The organism is Kluyvera sp. 1366 (genome assembly GCF_054823405.1).
In genome coordinates this window covers 53,836-70,845 of sequence record NZ_JBTRDW010000002.1, presented here as the reverse complement: position 1 = coordinate 70,845, position 17,010 = coordinate 53,836, and the positions used below count along the sequence as shown (strand labels likewise).

General features: G+C 57.9%; 16 protein-coding genes. 8 read left to right on the top strand and 8 right to left on the bottom strand.

The window, feature by feature from the left end; genetic code table 11:
• Positions 1 to 22: 22 nt before the first annotated feature.
• Complete coding sequence (gene uxuR, locus ACVLVH_RS03880) at positions 23 to 799, top strand: Uxu operon transcriptional regulator (protein ID WP_498948803.1); 777 nt, start codon at positions 23 to 25, stop codon at positions 797 to 799.
• A 158-nt stretch (positions 800 to 957) separates the two neighbouring features.
• On the opposite strand, the gene ACVLVH_RS03875 is transcribed toward uxuR, so the two are convergent.
• From ACVLVH_RS03875 to ACVLVH_RS03860, 4 genes are all read right to left on the bottom strand, one after another.
• The gene (locus ACVLVH_RS03875; RefSeq protein ID WP_498948802.1) at positions 958 to 2,340 is read right to left on the bottom strand and encodes a M24 family metallopeptidase; all 1,383 of its coding nucleotides are present in this window, start codon (positions 2,338 to 2,340) and stop codon (positions 958 to 960) included.
• A gap of 590 nt (positions 2,341 to 2,930) precedes the next feature.
• Positions 2,931 to 4,223, bottom strand: a complete 1,293-nt coding sequence (locus ACVLVH_RS03870; RefSeq protein WP_498948800.1) for a PQQ-dependent sugar dehydrogenase — start codon at positions 4,221 to 4,223, stop codon at positions 2,931 to 2,933.
• Positions 4,220 to 4,642, bottom strand: a complete 423-nt coding sequence (locus ACVLVH_RS03865; RefSeq protein WP_192411885.1) for a DUF2231 domain-containing protein — start codon at positions 4,640 to 4,642, stop codon at positions 4,220 to 4,222. Before ACVLVH_RS03865 ends, ACVLVH_RS03870 begins: the two co-directional genes overlap by 4 nt.
• 130 nt (positions 4,643 to 4,772) lie before the next feature.
• Positions 4,773 to 5,888 (bottom strand): ABC transporter substrate-binding protein, encoded by a 1,116-nt coding sequence (locus ACVLVH_RS03860; RefSeq protein ID WP_192233767.1) that lies wholly within the window; start codon positions 5,886 to 5,888, stop codon positions 4,773 to 4,775.
• Positions 5,889 to 6,211: 323 nt separating this feature from the next.
• On the opposite strand from ACVLVH_RS03860, the gene ACVLVH_RS03855 reads away from it, so the two are divergent.
• From ACVLVH_RS03855 to ACVLVH_RS03830, 6 genes are all read left to right on the top strand, one after another.
• Positions 6,212 to 7,366, top strand: a complete 1,155-nt coding sequence (locus ACVLVH_RS03855; RefSeq protein WP_498948799.1) for a mandelate racemase family protein — start codon at positions 6,212 to 6,214, stop codon at positions 7,364 to 7,366.
• A 61-nt stretch (positions 7,367 to 7,427) separates the two neighbouring features.
• On the top strand, positions 7,428 to 9,059 hold the full coding sequence (locus ACVLVH_RS03850; protein WP_498948797.1) for an ABC transporter substrate-binding protein: 1,632 nt from the start codon (positions 7,428 to 7,430) through the stop codon (positions 9,057 to 9,059).
• A complete protein-coding gene (locus ACVLVH_RS03845) occupies positions 9,056 to 10,081 on the top strand; it encodes an ABC transporter permease (RefSeq protein WP_498948796.1) in 1,026 nt (341 codons plus the stop codon). The genes ACVLVH_RS03850 and ACVLVH_RS03845 overlap by 4 nt, the downstream gene beginning before the upstream one ends.
• Positions 10,078 to 10,983, top strand: coding sequence for an ABC transporter permease (locus tag ACVLVH_RS03840; protein ID WP_101764467.1), 906 nt, complete (start codon positions 10,078 to 10,080; stop codon positions 10,981 to 10,983). Before ACVLVH_RS03845 ends, ACVLVH_RS03840 begins: the two co-directional genes overlap by 4 nt.
• Entirely contained in the window at positions 10,955 to 11,821 is an 867-nt protein-coding gene (locus ACVLVH_RS03835) for an ABC transporter ATP-binding protein (RefSeq protein WP_354466068.1), read from the top strand. Before ACVLVH_RS03840 ends, ACVLVH_RS03835 begins: the two co-directional genes overlap by 29 nt.
• 18 nt (positions 11,822 to 11,839) lie before the next feature.
• Positions 11,840 to 12,595 carry an ABC transporter ATP-binding protein gene (locus ACVLVH_RS03830; RefSeq protein WP_498949046.1) on the top strand — a complete coding sequence of 252 codons (756 nt, stop codon included), beginning with the start codon at positions 11,840 to 11,842 and terminating at the stop codon, positions 12,593 to 12,595.
• A gap of 69 nt (positions 12,596 to 12,664) precedes the next feature.
• On the opposite strand, the gene ACVLVH_RS03825 is transcribed toward ACVLVH_RS03830, so the two are convergent.
• Positions 12,665 to 13,303 (bottom strand): RpiB/LacA/LacB family sugar-phosphate isomerase, encoded by a 639-nt coding sequence (locus tag ACVLVH_RS03825; RefSeq protein ID WP_008110061.1) that lies wholly within the window; start codon positions 13,301 to 13,303, stop codon positions 12,665 to 12,667.
• Positions 13,304 to 13,431: 128 nt separating this feature from the next.
• Here ACVLVH_RS03825 and ACVLVH_RS03820 point away from each other — a divergent pair, with 128 nt between their 5' ends.
• A complete protein-coding gene (locus ACVLVH_RS03820) occupies positions 13,432 to 13,761 on the top strand; it encodes a cupin domain-containing protein (RefSeq protein WP_217546719.1) in 330 nt (109 codons plus the stop codon).
• 16 nt (positions 13,762 to 13,777) lie between these two features.
• Here ACVLVH_RS03820 and ACVLVH_RS03815 read toward each other — a convergent pair whose 3' ends face one another.
• The 3 genes from ACVLVH_RS03815 to ACVLVH_RS03805 are packed head-to-tail and all read right to left on the bottom strand — an operon-like array spanning position 13,778 to position 16,994.
• Positions 13,778 to 14,275, bottom strand: coding sequence for a protein disulfide oxidoreductase (locus ACVLVH_RS03815; protein ID WP_137385736.1), 498 nt, complete (start codon positions 14,273 to 14,275; stop codon positions 13,778 to 13,780).
• Positions 14,272 to 14,994 (bottom strand): DsbA family protein, encoded by a 723-nt coding sequence (locus tag ACVLVH_RS03810; RefSeq protein WP_110866094.1) that lies wholly within the window; start codon positions 14,992 to 14,994, stop codon positions 14,272 to 14,274. The genes ACVLVH_RS03815 and ACVLVH_RS03810 overlap by 4 nt, the downstream gene beginning before the upstream one ends.
• Positions 14,994 to 16,994, bottom strand: coding sequence for a protein-disulfide reductase DsbD family protein (locus tag ACVLVH_RS03805; RefSeq protein ID WP_498948795.1), 2,001 nt, complete (start codon positions 16,992 to 16,994; stop codon positions 14,994 to 14,996). The genes ACVLVH_RS03810 and ACVLVH_RS03805 overlap by 1 nt, the downstream gene beginning before the upstream one ends.
• Positions 16,995 to 17,010: the final 16 nt, after the last annotated feature.

Below are 17,010 nucleotides of genomic sequence, written 5' to 3'. Positions count from 1 at the left end.
TTAACACACAGAAAAGAGCACGATGAAAACTCAAACTTCAGCACAGCGCCCTTATCAGGAAGTCGGGGAAATGCTCCGCCAGATGATCACGCAAAAGCAGTATGCGGTGGGCGAACGGCTGCCGCCGGAGCGCGAACTCGCCGCGCTATTGAATGTGACGCGTACGCTGGTGCGTGAAGCGCTGATTATGCTGGAGCTGGAAGGATTAATTGAGGTACGTCGTGGTGCGGGCATCTATGTGATTCACGATTCGCCGCAGCAACCTGTTTCGCTTCACAAAGCCAGCAACGATGCCGGACCGTTCGAGATGTTGCAGGCGCGTCAGCTGCTGGAGAGCAATATTGCCGAGTTCGCCGCGCTGCAGGCGACGCGTGAAGACATCATGAAGATGCGCCAGGCGCTGGAGCTGGAAGAGAAAGAGCTGGCGTCGGGTTCGGTCAACCAAAGTGAAAACGGCGATCGCAATTTCCATCTGGCGATTGCCGAAGCCACCCACAACAGCATGCTGGTTGAGCTGTTTAAGCAATCCTGGCAGTGGCGTGAAGATAACGTGATGTGGAGCCAACTGCATCGCCATCTGGTCAACAACGATTACCGCAAAAAGTGGCTCGACGATCACAAAAAAATCCTCGCGACGCTGATCAAAAAAGACGCGCGCGCCGCCAAGCTGGCGATGTGGCAACACCTTGAAAATGTGAAACAGCGGCTGCTGGAGTTCTCAGACGTTGATGATATTGATTTCGATGGTTATCTGTTTGAGTCATGGCCGCTGTACGCCACCCATAATCCGCCAAACTAATTTGCGTTTACGGCTTACCTTGTAAGGCTAATTACCGATAGCACACATTGAAGCGGCGCAATTCATTGCGCGCTAAATCGCGCCGCTACGGAAGGTGTGGTGATTCGGTTCGGCGCTTAACTGATCGGCATTACGCCATCCAGGGCGACCTTACAACATCAACTCACCACACTTAATGCCTGATCCTTTGCCAAAAAGAACGGCCTTAAATACGCCACGCTATTCGACAGCGGCAAAATTTCATCGCTGAGCTGAATGCCGATGGTTTCCCGCAGATAACGGCGGCGGGTTTCGATGCGCTGCCACAGCGCCGGATAATTAGAACGGATGTCGCTTTGCAGCGCCGCATCGGCCAGCACCACGCACTCTTCGGCGCTGGCACCGTTGTAGCCCGGCACCGACGGGATGATGTCAATTTGCAGCATCATGCCGCTCTTGAGCAATTCGGTGGACTGATGATAAATCGGCGACGACATCCACTCTTCGTCCGCCACCAGATGTCCCGGATTGAGGTGCCAGCCAAAACGGGCCTTCGGCAAAACCTGCTCGATAAGCTGATACAGCTCGCCACCGCTCATGCCGCAGCGAATGTTTTCCAGCCAGGCCACCACGGCTGAGAAATAGGGTTTGGCGATGCGCTCCAGATAATCTTGCTGGCCTGGCGGCAGCTCACTTTGATCGGCAATGACGAAGCCGCTGCGGCTGGAGAGTCCGCCTTTGAAGGCGGTGGTTAGCGAGAGCGGATCGCCGCGCTGCACTTTTTTGTCGGTGGGATAGAGGTTCGCTTTGTCGAAACGGTTGCCGGTGGCGACGATAGTCACCACCGTGTTGCATTGCCCTTCGGCGTGCAGTAACGCGCCCAATTCTGTTTCACGCACGCCCACCTCGATGGCATTCAGCGCCTCCAGCATGCACTTTGACGCGAGGTTTGCGCCATATTCGTAATGGGCGATTTCATTGGCATTGCAGGTGGTGCGCGCGCCGTTATCGCCAATAAACAAGTGGATGGCATTTTCTAACATGGCGTCATCGTTTAGCGTGCGCTGAATGGCATCGACAATAAAGTACGGCAGATCAAACATCGCACGCCCATTGCCGGCGGCGGGCGTAAACATCTTCCAGCCCACCAGCCCGACTTTATGGCCGTTCGCTAAGCCAGCATCTTTGAAGAGGCTTTCCAGCGGCACTTCATTGTCCATGGGCTGATTGGGAAGCGAGAAGTACGGCGTGTGCAGCAGCGCGGCCGCTGTGCGTGAAAAGCGCGCCATTTTCAGGTTTTCGTTGCCCAGCACCAGCGTGCAAGCTCCGGAGTGATTCAGCAGCAGCAATCCCTCTTCGAAACGCGGGATAAATCCGCTCAGATATTCGAAATTGCCGCCGTGTTCCTTGTCGGCATAGATCACCAGCCAGTCAAAACCCTCGCGCTGCATGCCCGCCAGCAGCGCGTTCTTGCGCTGCACAAGCGTATCATCGGTGAGAAAAACCGGTTCAACGTCGCTGAACGTCATCGGCGCGGTAATCGGCCCGAACGTGATTGCCATGATGCACTTCCTCGCATTACAGAATGAGATGAGGATAGTCGCGTTTTTAGCGCAGCGGATTTTGATCCACGCGAAAAAAGGCGGAGGGGTGAGCTCCGCCTTGTCTCAAGTTCCAGTCAGTGTGCCTGACCGGTCAGTTGCAAAAGGGCAACGATGATTTGAAGAATGATGCGGACGATGTCCAGCAGCAATCGAACAAGTTCCATCACTTTCCTTCTCCTCTGAGAGGAGCGCGCCTTTCAGCTGCCGGGGCTTTGACTCCACCCGCCGACCGCCTAAGCACAATTGTGAGGAGTGCTGAGCGGCTCTCATTGTAAAAGCCACAGGCCAGCACCACCTGAAACCTGCCGGGATTTAACTATCCGCGCCCCTGGAGTCATCAGAAAAACAATGAGGCTTCGCTCGTCACTCAACACCTGTATAACCATACAGTATTATGGCAAAACTTGAAATATCTCGCCGCACATTTTATTATCGCTGTTGTGAGGAGTGCTGAGCACCCCGTTCGCGGCGCGGTTACCAGCCGTTTAGCGAACATAAAAAAAAGGATTTGGCTTAATGCCAAATCCTTTTTTATTACCTGCGATTAATTATCTGGCGGAACTGATACGCCAAATGGTATTTCCCGCATCATCGGCAATTAATACGCCGCCCTGCCGATCGGTGGCTAAACCAACCGGCAAACCGCGCACCTGCTTCTGATCGTCGGTGAGGAAACCAGTCACCACCGGCTGTGGTTGTCCCACCGGTTTCCCATTCTCGAATTTCACCCACACCACCTGATAGCCGTTGAGCGGCGTGCGGTTCCAGCTGCCGTGTTCGCTGATAAACGCCCCGCCGCGATACTGCGGCATATTATCCGCGCCGTAGAACAACAGACCGAGCGGTGCGACGTGCGAACTCAGGGCGTAATCCGGCTTAATCGCCTTCTCTACCAGATCCGGCCTCTGCGGCTGCGCGCGCTCATCCACGTGCTGGCCATAATAGCTGTACGGCCAGCCGTAGAAGCCTTTGTCCTGCACCGACGTCATGTAATCCGGCACTAAATCAGAACCGATCTCGTCGCGCTCATTCACAATCGCCCACAGCTTGCCGCTCTGCGGCTCCCACTGCAATCCGGTGGGATTGCGCAGGCCGCTGGCATAAATCCGGCTGGCACCGCTGGCCGCATCCACTTCCAGCACCGCCGCACGGCGATACTCATCGCCAATGCCGTTTTCCGTCACGTTACTGTTCGAACCCACGCCAACGTACAGCTTGCTGCCGTCGGGGCTGGCGAGCAGCGATTTGGTCCAGTGATGATTAATCGGCCCGCCCGGCAGCTCGGTCACTTCCACCGGTGGGGTGCGGATCTCGGTTTGCCCGGTTTCATACGGGAATTTCACCAGGCTATCGGCGTTCGCCACATACAGCGTGTTGCCCACCAGCTGCATACCAAACGGCGCCGTCAGGTTATCGATAAAGCGATGTTGCTCCCATTTGCCGTTAACGTTACGCAGCAAGGTGATGCGATTACCGCCCTCGCCGCCCTTGCCAGACGCTTTCTGCACAATGCCCATAATCAGCTGCTTCGGTGCGGTGGTCGGTTTCGGTGTGCCATTGGATTCCGCCACCAGCACATCATTGTTCGGCAGCACCAGCACCTGACGCGGATGCTGCAGGTTATCGGCAATCTTTTCGATCTTTAACCCATCCGCCACTTTCGGCATTTCACCGGCTTTCCACGGCGTGCCTTCCGGCACCTGCATCGGCGGCATAAAGAAGTTCTGCGCCTGCGGCAGTTCAGGATTCGCACCGATTTGCTTTTGAGGATCGATCAACGCTCCGTCGTCACAGGCGCTGAGCAGCATCGCGATGGCTACCGCACTGAGTAAGTGTTTCATACGCGACCTCCTTGCGTGCGACGTTCGCGCAACACCAGCTGCACGTTAGCGATCAGCAGCAGCGCCACCACCAGCGTCGACAGCGTGATGCCCAGTGGCACCACCGCGTAAGCATCGCGACTGTGAATAAAGGCATTCACCACCGCCAGCACGATCGCCAGTAGCGACAGCCAGAAATGGGTTTTCTCGTTCGGCCGCGCGCCGCGGAATAAATAAACCAAACTGATTAAACGTGGCAGGATGGCCAGCACCAGACCGATAGTGATTAGCCAACTGGCGGATTTGGTCCACATGATGACGAAGGTTTGCAAATAGAGGATATCGAAAAACCAGGCGGCGACAAAAAAGCCCAGCGGCAACGGTTCCAGCAGCGTATACAACGTCACACCGAACACCGATCTTCCTGAGGTATGAAACATTACTCTCTCCCTTACCGTATTATTGTCAGATGGTGCACGCGTTTCGCTTTTATAAAACAACGTGCAGCCACCTGTGAAATATTAGTAAAGATAAACAGTAACGTTTAACACTTATCTAACACACTCTAACTTAAGACTTATCTGCCGGCAGGCTTACCCAATAACCCGGTTGATAAGGCAAGGGCAGAAACTTTTCATGAAACTCACGGAACGTGGCGTCCGGATCGAGATCGGCAAACAATTCAGGATGCAGCCACTTCGCCAGCGCCTGAATCGCGACAAACTGATACGGGCTGTCGTAGAACTGATGCCAGATGGCATGCGCGTTACCGTTGTGCGCCACCGGCAGTGTTTTGAAGGCATCACGCATCATTAGCAGGCGTAAACGCGCCGTCGCTTCTTTCACATCCGCACCGGGCCCCACGCCAACCCATTTACCCACGGTGTTGTAGTTTTTCCAGTTCGCGCCTGTCACCACCACCACATCGGGACGGCTGGCGATGATCTGCTCGGGATTGAGTGTGCCGAACGTGCCTGGAATCAACGCTTTGGCGATGTTGCTGCCGCCCGCCAGTTCTACCATCTGACCAAAGTTCTCGTTACCGAACGACATGCAGCACTCGTCGCTGTAGCCGCCAGCACGATCAATCATCACTTTCGGGCGCGTGCCGTTAAAGTTTTTCAGGCGATCGGTTACCTTTTCGATTTGCGCACGGCGGAACGCCACAATCTCTTCGGCGCGCTGCGGATTGTTCACCAACTCGCCCATGATGCGGATGCTTTGCTCAGCATGTTCCATCGGCTTCTCGCGGAAGTCGATAAACACCACCGGCACGCCCACCGCTTGTAACTTCTCGATCAGCTTGCCTTCGTCGGTCGCGGCTTTGGATTCGAGGTTCATCAGCACCAAATCGGGCTTCAGCGTCAGCGCCTGTTCGACGTTAAAGGTGCCATCTTTGGCGCCACCAAAGGTCGGCAGCTTTTTGATCTGCGGATATTTCTTTTCATACGCCATATAGCCGTCGTAGTCGGCTTTATGGAAATCGTCACGCCAGCCCACCACGCGCTGGAACGGCGCAGCGGTGTCAAACGCCGCCAGCAAGTACATCTGACGCCCTTCGCCGAGAATGATGCGTTTAGACTCCTCCTTGACCTCGACCTGTCGTCCAGCCACATCGGTAATGGTTTTAGCCGCAGCGTGCCCCGCCACCGCCAGTAATCCCAGTGCTATCAGCCATGATTTCATTTATTACACCTAGAATGATAATGATTATTATTTAAATTTCGCGGCGTCACTATTACCTGGCTGACAGCAAATGAAAAGCCCCGGAGACACATTTTTTTACATTCCCCGCGCTTTTTCCCACTGTGCAATCGCTCACAAAATGCCCTTCATTCGTGAAAAACCTCACAGCTTACCGGGCAAATGCCCAATTAATCGCCGCGCTATCCCGCGCTTTGGCTAATGCGTAAACAAAATGTGAACGCTAAATTACAAAATGAAACGACGTTTTATTTTTTATGTTAATACCCAGTTGGGCAAGCCACTGAGTTGAAGGAGGAGTTACCGTGAAGATCAGTGCCATTGATGTCACCCTGTTTAGCTACCCCACGCGGCGCGTCTCTGACAGCGCCGGACATTCGCATCCCGGTGCAGAGACCGATGCCCAAATGGCGCTGCTGACCATCACCAGCGAAGATGGCGATTGCGGCTACGCGTTTGCCCCCGCCGAAGTGATTCGTCCGCACGTGGTGAACGCCTTCTTCCGCAAAGTGCTGATTGGGCAAAATGCCTTTGATCGCGAGCGTCTGTGGCAGGATCTGGTGCACTGGCAGCGCGGTAGCGCCCATCAGCTCACCGAACGCGCGTTATCGGCGGTGGAACAGGCGCTGTGGGATTTGATTGGTCGCAAGCTCAAACAACCGGTCCACAAACTGCTTGGCGGTTATCGCGAGAAAATTCCCGCTTACGGCAGCACCATGTGCGGCGATGAGCTGGAAGGCGGTTTATCCACGCCCGATGAATACGCGCAGTTTGCCGAAAAACTGGTCGCGCGCGGTTATCAGGCCATCAAACTGCACACCTGGATGCCGCCGGTTTCGTTCGCGCCCAGCACCCTAATGGACATCAAAGCCTGCGCCGCGGTGCGCGAAGCGGTCGGCCCGGACATCGCCCTGATGCTCGACGGCTATCACTGGTACAGCCGCAGCGAGGCGCTCTCCATCGGCAAAGCGCTGGAAAAACTCAATTTCGCCTGGTTCGAAGAGCCGATGGAAGAGGAAAGCATGGCGTCATACGCGTGGCTGGCGGAAAACCTCAGCATTGACGTGCTCGGCCCGGAAAGTCTCGGCGGCAAACACCACAGCCGCGCCGATTGGGTGCGCGCTGGTGCCTGCGACATTCTACGCGCTGGCGCTAACGGCGTCGGCGGCATCTCAGCCACCATGAAGGTCGCCAGCCTGGCCGAAGCCTTTGGTATGGATTGCGAAGTACACGGCAACGGTGCCGCCAGCATCGCGGTGGTCGGCGCTATCCGCAACTGCCGCTGGTACGAACGCGGTCTACTGCATCCGTTCCTCGATTACGAACAGCCGCCGGCCTATCTCAACGCGCTGGTCGATCCCATGGACGCAGAGGGTTTTGTCCATCTGCCAACGCGTCCCGGACTTGGGGAGGACATCAATTTCGCGTGGATTGAGACACACACGCTAAATCGCTGGTAAGCGCCCAACACAAGCAGTACGGCATAAAAACGATAAACCTCTGACCTGCTGGACTTTGCTTATGAACCTGATGAACCCCTGCAGAGCGTGGTGCGCCGCGCTGCTGCTGCTCACCTGTAGCCCATCGATGCTGGCGGCCACGCCAGACGACCAGCTGATTGTGGGCATGAACATGAATAACCTGCTCACGCTCGATCCCGCCGCCATGACCGGCAACGAAGTGGTCGGCATTGTCGTCAATCTCTATGACGGTTTAGTCGAGTTAGATCCGCAACAGCTCACCAACGTGCGCCCGGCGCTGGCGGAGCGCTGGGAGATCAGCCCCGACAATCGTCAACTCACCTTTCATCTGCGTGACAATGTTACCTTCCACTCCGGCAATCCGTTGAGCAGCGCCGATGTAATCTGGTCGATGCGTCGCGTGCTGCACCTGAATCTGGCACAGGCCTCGGTATGGAAATCTTACGGTTTCAGCAAAGAGAACGTGGATCAGATGATCAGCGCGCCGGATGCGCACACGGTAGTGATTCGCCTGCCCAAGCCTAACGATCCCAAGCTGGTGCTCTATTCGCTGGCGGCGCTCGGCAGCATGGTGGTACTCGACAGTAAAACCGTGCAGGCGCAGGCGGTGAATAACGACTGGGGCAATCGCTGGCTCACCACCCACGAAGCGGGTTCCGGACCGTTCCGCCTGGATGTGTGGCAGGCCAAAGATGTGCTGCGCATCAGCCGCGATGCCCACTACTGGCGCGGTGCGCCGAAGCTGACGCGTGTGGTGTTCCGTCATCTGCAGGAGTCGCAAACCTTGCGTCTGATGATGGAGAAAGGCGACCTCGATATTGCCAGCAACATGGCGATCCCCGATGTAAAAGCGCTGCGCCACGATCCCGACCTCACCATCGACGCGGTACAAAAAGGCACGATTTATTACCTGGCGATGAGCATGAAGGACGATCACTTCGCCCATCCGCAGGTACGCGAAGCGCTGCGTTATCTGGTGGATTATCAGGGGATTAACAAAACGCTGATGGCCGGTTACGGCACGCTGCATCAGCGGCCAATTCAAGCCGGCATGCCGGCAACGCTGCCCGATCCTGGCTACAAGCTGGATGTGCCGCGCGCCAAAGCCTTGCTGGCCGCCGCCGGTTATCCCAACGGGTTTGATACCACGCTGCGCGTGCTGGCCGATCAGCCGTTCCTCAATGTCGCCATCGCGATTCAGTCCACGCTGATGCAGGGCGGCATTCGCGCCAAAATCATTACCGGCACCGGTAACCAGATCTACGGTGCGATGCGCGATCGTCAGTTCAATCTGCTGGTCGGGCGCGGCGGCAGCGGCGTGGAGCCGCATCCGCACTCCAGCCTGCGCGCGCTGGTGTACAACCCCAACAACGCCGACAGCGCGCGCCTCACCAATTTTCAGGGCTGGCGCACCGGTTTTTATGACGCGCAGCTGAACAGCATGATCGATAAAGCGCTGCTGGAGCGCGATGTAAAACAGCAGCAGCAGGATTACTTCGCTATCCAGCAGCGCTACGACCAGCTGATTCCGGCGCTGATGCCGATCTCGCAAATGACCGATTCGGTGGTGGTGAATAATCGGGTGCAGGATTACGTGCCGCATCCGTCGGCCACCACTTTCCTGCGTGACGTATGGAAAACGCCAGACAGCCTGGCGGGAGGTGCGCAATGAAGCTGACAAAAAGCCACTGGCGGCGCCTGCGTAGCCGCACCGTTCAGGTGGCGATCACGCTGTTTGGCCTGCTGTTGCTGACCTTCTTTATTGGTCGCGTGATGCCGCTCGATCCGGTGCTGGCGATTGTCGGACCGGATGCCGATCACAATACGTATCAGCAGGTTTATCACCAACTCGGCTTCGATAAACCGCTGTGGGTGCAGTTTGGTATCTATCTGCAAGGCCTGCTGCACGGCAACCTCGGGCTGGCGCTACTGACCGGGCAGCCGGTGATCAACGATATCCTGCGCGTCTTCCCGGCCACGGTAGAACTGGCGACGCTGGCCATTGCGATTGGTACCGGCCTCGGCGTCCCGCTGGGCGTGTGGGCCGCCGCACGCCGCAACAGCGTGATTGACTATCTGGTGCGCATCATCAGCCTGGCGGGTTACTCCACGCCGATTTTCTGGGTGGGCATGGTGGGTCTGCTGTTGTTTTATGCCCATCTCGGCTGGGTCGGCGGCGCGGGCCGTGTTGATTTCAGTCTCGATGGCATTGTGCCGCGTCGCACCGGTTTTCTGCTGATCGATGCCTTGCTGGTGGGCGACTTCACGGTGTTCAGCAATGCACTTAATCATCTGATTCTGCCTGCCTCCCTGCTCGGCTTTCACTCGCTGGCTTACATCAGCCGCATGACGCGCAGCTTTATGCTGGCGCAACTGTCGCAGGAGTTCATTTTGACGGCGCGGGTGAAAGGACTCAGCGAATGGCAGGTGATTTGGCAGCACGCGTTCCGCAATATTCTGGTGCAGCTGCTCACGGTGGTGGCGCTGGCGTACGGCTCGCTGCTGGAAGGCGCGGTGCTGATTGAAACCGTGTTCTCATGGCCCGGTTTTGGTTCCTATCTCACCGGCAGTTTGATGCTCGGCGATATGAATGCGGTGATGGGCTGCGTGCTGGTGGTCGGCCTGATTTTCGTGCTGCTCAATCTTCTCTCTGACCTGCTCTATCAGGTGTTCGATCCGAGGACCAAAGTATGACGATTTCTCTCGATACGCCGTTAGCCAGCCAGACGCGCGAACGGCTGGCGCGCTGTCGCCGCACCGGCGCGCGCATCGGCCATTTTCTCGGGCAAATGGCGCGCAACCCGCTAACCGCAATTGGCGGCGGCATCATTTTGCTGCTGCTGGTGGTGGCGCTGTTCGCACCCTGGATCGCGCCCTACCATCCGCTGATTCAGGATCTCAACAACGCGCTGACGCCGCCCAACGCGCAGCACTGGTTTGGCACCGATGAATTTGGCCGCGACATTTTCAGCCGTCTGGTGTGGGGCGCGCGCATCACGCTGTATATCGTGCTGCTGGTGTCGATCACCGTGGGTCCGCTGGGCTTGCTGCTCGGCGTCACCGCCGGTTACTTCGGCGGCAAAGTGGATAGCGTGTTGATGCGCGTCACCGACATCTTCATCTCCTTTCCTAGCCTGGTGCTGGCGCTGGCGTTTGTCGCCGCGCTCGGTCCGGGGCTGGAGCATGTGGTGATCGCCATTACGCTCACCGCCTGGCCGCCGATTGCCCGCCTGGCGCGCGCTGAAGCACTGTCGCTGCGTCAGGCCGACTTTGTCTCCGCGGTGCGCTTACAGGGCGCCTCGTCACTGCGCATTTTGTGGAAACACATTGTGCCGCTGTGCCTGCCTTCGGTGATTATCCGCATCACCATGAATATGGCGGGCATCATTCTCACCGCTGCCGGACTAGGTTTTCTCGGTTTGGGCGCGCAGCCGCCGGATCCGGAATGGGGCGCGATGATCGCCAGCGGCCGCACATACATGCTGGAGTGTTGGTGGGTGGTGACGGTGCCAGGTCTGGCGATTCTGATCAACAGCTTAGCGTTCAACTTCTTAGGAGATGGCTTACGTGACATCCTCGATCCCCGCAGCGAATAGCGCTGCACCGTTGCTCGACGTGCAGGATTTACAGGTCAATTTCGTCAATGGCCGGCTGGTGACGCCCGCCGTGCGCGGTATCTCCTTCCAGTTGGGCAAGGAGAAACTGGCGATTGTGGGTGAATCCGGTTCCGGCAAATCCACCGTTGGCCGCGCGCTGTTACAGCTGCATCCGCGCAGCGCGCAGGTCACGGCACAGCGCATGCAGTTTGGTGACGTGGACCTGCTGCGTGCCACGCCGGCGCAGATGCGCGCCATTCGCGGCAAGCGCATCTCCATGATTATGCAGGATCCGAAATATTCGCTGAATCCGGTGGTGCGCGTGGGTGAGCAGATTGCTGAAGCCTGGCGCAGTCATCATCCCGGCCAGCGCGAGGTTGCGCGGCAGCGGGCAATGGAGATGCTCGACGTGGTGCAGGTGCGCGATCCGGGCCGCATCTATCAATGTTATCCGCATGAAATTTCCGGTGGTCAGGGCCAGCGCGTGATGATCGCCATGATGCTGATTACCGAGCCTGAGCTGCTGATTGCCGACGAACCCACTTCGGCGCTGGATGTTTCGGTGCGTTTGCAGGTGCTGGCGCTGCTGGATGATTTAGTGAAACAGCGCGGTCTGGGGCTGATTTTTATCAGTCACGACATCAATCTGGTGCGGCGTTTCTGTGACCGCGTGCTGGTGATGTATGCCGGGCGCGTGGTGGAGTCGCTGGCGGCCAGCGAACTCGCTCAGGCGCAGCATCCCTATACGCAAGGCCTCCTCGCTGCACTGCCCGATATGGATCAGCGTCGAGCGCGTCTGCCGGTGCTGCAACGTCAGGCCAGCTGGCTGCAACCCTAAGGAGCAATGATGAACGAGATGATCCGCGTAAGTAATCTCAACCTCAGTTTTGGTGAGGAGGAGCGACGTAATCAGGTGCTGTTCGACGTCAATTTGTCGATTCATCAGGGTGAAATCTTTGGCCTGGTTGGCGAATCCGGATCGGGCAAAACCACGGTGCTGAAGTGCCTCGCCGGGCTGTTCACCCACTGGCACGGCGAGCTGGCGATTGATGGCGTGCCGCTGGCGCATCGTATCGCACGCGAGCGCTGCCGCAGCGTGCAGATGGTGTTTCAGGATCCGTACGGATCGCTGCATCCACGCCACACCATCGGCGATATTCTCGAGGAGCCGCTGCAGATTCACGGCATCGGCCAGCGTCAGCAGCGCGTTATCGCCATGCTGGAGAAAGTTGGCCTCAATCGCGCGTGGCAAACCCGCTATCCGCACCAACTTTCTGGCGGTCAGCGCCAGCGCGTTGCCATCGCCCGCGCGCTGATTCTCGAACCGCGCGTATTGCTATTGGATGAACCGACCTCGGCGCTGGATGTCTCGGTGCAAGCCGAGATCCTCAATCTGCTTAGTGATCTGCAGCAGCAGGAGAAGCTGACCTACTTGATGGTGACGCACGATCTCGGCGTGGTGGCGCATCTGTGCCATCGCGTGGCGGTGATGCAACACGGCAAAGTGCTGGAGACGCTGGATGTCGATGCGCTGGTGCACAATCGCGCGCAGGTGGCGTATACGCAGATGCTGGTGGATGCGAGCCGGCAGGATAACGGGATTTTAGCGTAGGGTCGCCATTCATGGTGACCACTTTACCAGGTGCGCATAAATGCGCACCCTACGAACATCATGGGGGAATTACTGCGTCAGTTCACGCACAAAACCCACGATCTCCTGATTCTGCCCATGTTCAAACAGGCAATGCTGCAGGCGCGGGCCGCTCACGGCGGTCTTCACCAGCTCAGGATCGATGGCGCGCAGTGAATCGAGGTAATTCTCTTTCAGCAGCGCCGCTTTCACTTCGTTCAGAATGCCCGCATTACGCACCTGCGGCTCTTTGCGCTCTGGCGGGTAGCCGTGCCCTTTTTCACCGGTAAAGGCTTTTTCGAAGATAAAGCGCAGGTTTAGTTCCGCGCCCCAGCCGAAACCTTTGGCGAACGGCAGCGACAGCGCATTGCCGTTGTTGATTTGCGCAAACAGGTAGGCATCCGCCGGATCGATGCAGTAGCCGCACACCACGCCGGGATGCAGGTTCAGCGACATCAACGCGCCCTGGCCGGTGCCGCAACCGGCTACCACGAAGTCCACCGCTTTGCTGTTAAGCAGTACGTTGGCCATGATGCCGAGGTGAATATAGGTAAGATGGTGATCCTGTTCGTCGCTCATACCGACGTTAAACACCTGATGCCCGAGCGGTTGCGCCACAGACTGAAGCTCTTTCAACACCGTTGCGTTCTTCGCAGCCTGGCTGTTTTCCATCATCAAAGCGATTTTCATGATCCATCCTCAGATTAAATTGAAACACCGTTTCATTTTAATCAAAGAACGTTAAAATGCAGCCTTTAAATGCCTTTTTGACTGTGAGTTAAGTCACATATTGACGATGCAACCTGCAAGGAGAAATCATGTTTATCTTTAAAAGCGCAACCCGACTGGACGATTTAGGCAACGGCGTAACGCGCCGAATACTGGCGCACGGCGGCACCCTGATGGCGGTGGAAGTCACCTTTGAGCAGGGTGCTGTCGGTCCGCTGCATCACCATCCGCATGAGCAGCTCACCTATGTGCTGTCCGGACGTTTTGCCTTCACCATTGATGGCGTGACAAAAGAAGTCAGCGCCGGCGATACGCTGTATAAAGCGCCGAATATTGTGCACGGCTGCGTGTGTCTGGAAGCGGGCGTACTGTTGGATACCTTTACGCCACAACGCGAGGATTTTCTGGCGGCACCGTAACGTGCCGCCAGAACGATTAGCGGGAAGCCCACCAAAGTCGCAGTTTCAGCCCCCAACCGCTGGTCCAGCCGCTGCTGGTGCTGATGACTTTGCCCTGATGCAGCACGATAAAGGTCGGCGTGGCGTTGATATCCCAGCGCTGGCCGATCGCCCCGCTCTCATCATTGATCGCCACGCCTTGCAGCCCTTTTTTCTCCAGCCAGGTAGCCACGCGCGCGTCACTGCCGGAACGCAGCGCCACGCTCACCACCTTGTCACCTTCCTGACTCATCGCCGCTACGGTTGGCGTGGTGAGTTTGCACACGCCGCACCAGGTTGCCCAGACGTACACCAGCAGTGGCCGATGCTGACTGAGTTCCGCCAGATTCACCTCGCCTTGCAGCGAGGTCAGCGGTTGTTGCGCCAGGTCGGCAGGCAGCTGCGGTGCCCGCAGCCAATCCATGCCCCACAGCGCTGCCGCGACAATCAGCACCAGTAGCAGCGCCTCACGCAGCCAGCGCTTTAATCGACTCATTGCTTCGCCTGCAGCGCGCCTTTCACTGCCGCTTCCAGCTGCTCATACGGCACCGCGCCGCTGATCATCTGGTCGCCCACCAGCGTGGCTGGCGTGCCCTGAACGCCGAGCTGCTGCGCCAGCGTCAAGTTGCTGTTGATGGTATCGAGGCTCACTTTGCTTGGCTCTTTCAGCTTGATGCCGGTTTTCTCCAGCGCCGCGTCGATGCTGGCGTTATCGTGATTGCCCTTTTTCGCCATCAAACGCTCATGCAGCTTCAGGAAGTTTTTCGGCTGTTGCTCCCACACGGTTAGCGCCAGACGCGCCGAGGTGAGAGAGGTTTCAGCACGGTACGGCAGCGGTTTGATCACCACCGCTACCTGCGGATAAGCCTTAATCAGTTTTTCGATATCGGCTTCAAACTTCTTGCAGAACACGCAGTTGTAATCGGTGAAATAGACCAGCGTCAGCGCCGGTTTTTCAGCGCCAATGCGCGGTGAACCGGCGTCGTTGAACAGCGCATCGTGGTTTTTCTTCACCATCTGCGCCACCACGTTTTGCTGCTGTTGCGCTGCTTCTTTATCAAAGGCATCGGCGGCTTCCGCCAGAATCGACGGATTCTGCACCAGGGTTTCACGGATCAGTTCTTTGATGCGCGCCTCCTGCTCAGGCGTAAAAGGCGCGGCCGCCAGTGCAGGCATGGCAAGGAACATCAGTGGCAGTAACAGGGATTTCTTCATTATTTTTTCGCCTCAGAGAGAGTAGAGATCACCGCTTCACGACTCAGCAGCGGTGACAAAATCTGGCCTTGCGGCAGTGCCGGGCCATAAATTTGGTTGAAAGGGATCGCCACGCGGTCGCGGCGGCGCAGGAATTCACCAATGGCCGGATCGGGCTGCGTCCAGTCGCCGCGCAGCAGCACCACGTCATCGGCTTTGAGCGCAGCACGCACATCGGGTTGATTTAACACGCGGGATTTATTCACTTTACAGGTGATGCACCAGTCGGCGGTGACATCGACAAACACCCGTTTATTCTGCTCGAGTGCCTGATGGATCGCCGCTTCGGTCAACGGCTGCCAGTGCAGCGTCTCCTCTTCCGGCGTGACACGCGTCATCAGGAGCAGCGCTCCGGCCAGCGTCAGGGTGATAAACACCACGCCCGCCTGCTGCAGCGCGCGACGTTTCACCAGCCAGCCACACAACACCACGAGTAACACGCCCGCCAGCACCAGCGCGAAGGTGCTGCCCCAATGCGGCACCAGCAACGTCACCAGCCAGAAGGTGGCGAGCAGCATCAACAGGCCGAGCACGCTGCGCAGATGCAGCATCCAGCGCCCCGGACGCGGCAGGCAGCGCGCCATGCCCGGTAACGCCGCCACCAGCAACCATGGCAAACTCATGCCGACGCCGAGCGCGACAAACAGCAGCCATAGCTGCGGCAGCGGTGCCGTCAGCGCATAAGCCACCGCCGTACCGAGAAACGGCGCGCTGCACGGCGTGGCCAGCAAGGTGGCAAACGCGCCCTGGCCGAAGTGGCCGAGCAAGCCGTCGCCGCCCTGCGTCGCCAGTTTGGTATTCAAACCCGACGGCAAGCGGAAATGCAGCAGATCAAACAGGCTGGCGCTAAACAGGAACATCACCAGCACCATCACCAGCAGGAAGCCGCTGCTCTGGAACTGAATGCCCCAGCCCAGCGCCTGACCGCTGAGTCGCAGTCCCGTCATCAGCAGCGCCAATAGCAGGAAGGAGAAAATGATTCCAGCGCTAGAGGCGAGAAACTGCTGGCGCGTCTGACGCTGCGTTTGCCCTTGCTGCTGCACCAGGCTGCTGAGCTTGATCGCCAGCACCGGCAACACACACGGCATCAGGTTGAGGATCAAGCCGCCGAGCAGCGCCAGCAGCAACACCGACCATAAGGTTTGCGCCGCATCGCCGGACACCAGCGTTTCCGCGCCGATATTTATCGCGCTTTGCTGCGCAATGCCAGCATCCGCAACTACCAGCGACAGCGTTTTGCCGCGCAGATCCGGTGCCGCTTCGCCCCATTCATCGGTGACCGCTACGCGCGCGCTGAGCGTGTCGCCATTCACACGGATCGTCGGTGCCGCCAGCATGCTGCCCGGCGGATAATCGAAGAACAGTTCAGGTTGTTGCCAGCCGCCCTGACGCTGTGCGCGGATCTGCAATTCGCCATTTACAAAGCTGGCGTGGAGTTGATCGGTTAAGCCGCTAGCCGCCGGGATGCGCCCCATCGCCTCGGCGAAATCGCGGGCAAAATCGGCGTCTGCGGGCTGGGTCAGATCGAGGCTGATCGGGAAGTCGGTGAGGATGCAAACATCGCTACAGGTTGAGAGCGTCAGCGTTCCCACAAGTTGCTGGCTCGACAGTTTCGCCAGCTCGATCGGCAGCGTGATATCGCCTTTATAGCCTTGCGTGGTCAAGCCGCTGACGTCAAAACGCTCGGGCGCGGGCCAGAACCATTGCGCCTTGACCGCCGGGGTTTGCCAGCGGATTTCCGGCGCAACGCCGCCTTCGCCAGGCGTGCGCCAGTAGGTTTTCCAGCCGGGTTGCAGGCGAATATCCAGCAGCAGTTGCTGATTATCGTTGTGGCTGGCGCTGCGCAAGCGCACTTCGGCGTGGCTGTTTTGCGCATTGCGCAGCCAGCCGGTGTCTGCCGCCTGCGCAGTGATTGCGCAGCTCGCCAGCAGGAGCAGCAGGCTCCTGATCAATACAGTCATGTGAATTCTCCAGTGA

Excerpts from the sequence above, each read along its gene's own strand:
- uxuR (WP_498948803.1), top strand. The coding sequence starts at position 23 with ATGAAAACTCAAACTTCAGCACAGCGCCCTTATCAGGAAGTCGGGGAA.
- ACVLVH_RS03875 (WP_498948802.1), bottom strand. The coding sequence starts at position 2,340 with ATGGCAATCACGTTCGGGCCGATTACCGCGCCGATGACGTTCAGCGAC.
- ACVLVH_RS03870 (WP_498948800.1), bottom strand. The coding sequence starts at position 4,223 with ATGAAACACTTACTCAGTGCGGTAGCCATCGCGATGCTGCTCAGCGCC.
- ACVLVH_RS03865 (WP_192411885.1), bottom strand. The coding sequence starts at position 4,642 with ATGTTTCATACCTCAGGAAGATCGGTGTTCGGTGTGACGTTGTATACG.
- ACVLVH_RS03860 (WP_192233767.1), bottom strand. The coding sequence starts at position 5,888 with ATGAAATCATGGCTGATAGCACTGGGATTACTGGCGGTGGCGGGGCAC.
- ACVLVH_RS03850 (WP_498948797.1), top strand. The coding sequence starts at position 7,428 with ATGAACCTGATGAACCCCTGCAGAGCGTGGTGCGCCGCGCTGCTGCTG.
- ACVLVH_RS03845 (WP_498948796.1), top strand. The coding sequence starts at position 9,056 with ATGAAGCTGACAAAAAGCCACTGGCGGCGCCTGCGTAGCCGCACCGTT.
- ACVLVH_RS03840 (WP_101764467.1), top strand. The coding sequence starts at position 10,078 with ATGACGATTTCTCTCGATACGCCGTTAGCCAGCCAGACGCGCGAACGG.
- ACVLVH_RS03830 (WP_498949046.1), top strand. The coding sequence starts at position 11,840 with ATGATCCGCGTAAGTAATCTCAACCTCAGTTTTGGTGAGGAGGAGCGA.
- ACVLVH_RS03825 (WP_008110061.1), bottom strand. The coding sequence starts at position 13,303 with ATGAAAATCGCTTTGATGATGGAAAACAGCCAGGCTGCGAAGAACGCA.
- ACVLVH_RS03820 (WP_217546719.1), top strand. The coding sequence starts at position 13,432 with ATGTTTATCTTTAAAAGCGCAACCCGACTGGACGATTTAGGCAACGGC.
- ACVLVH_RS03815 (WP_137385736.1), bottom strand. The coding sequence starts at position 14,275 with ATGAGTCGATTAAAGCGCTGGCTGCGTGAGGCGCTGCTACTGGTGCTG.
- ACVLVH_RS03810 (WP_110866094.1), bottom strand. The coding sequence starts at position 14,994 with ATGAAGAAATCCCTGTTACTGCCACTGATGTTCCTTGCCATGCCTGCA.
- ACVLVH_RS03805 (WP_498948795.1), bottom strand. The coding sequence starts at position 16,994 with ATGACTGTATTGATCAGGAGCCTGCTGCTCCTGCTGGCGAGCTGCGCA.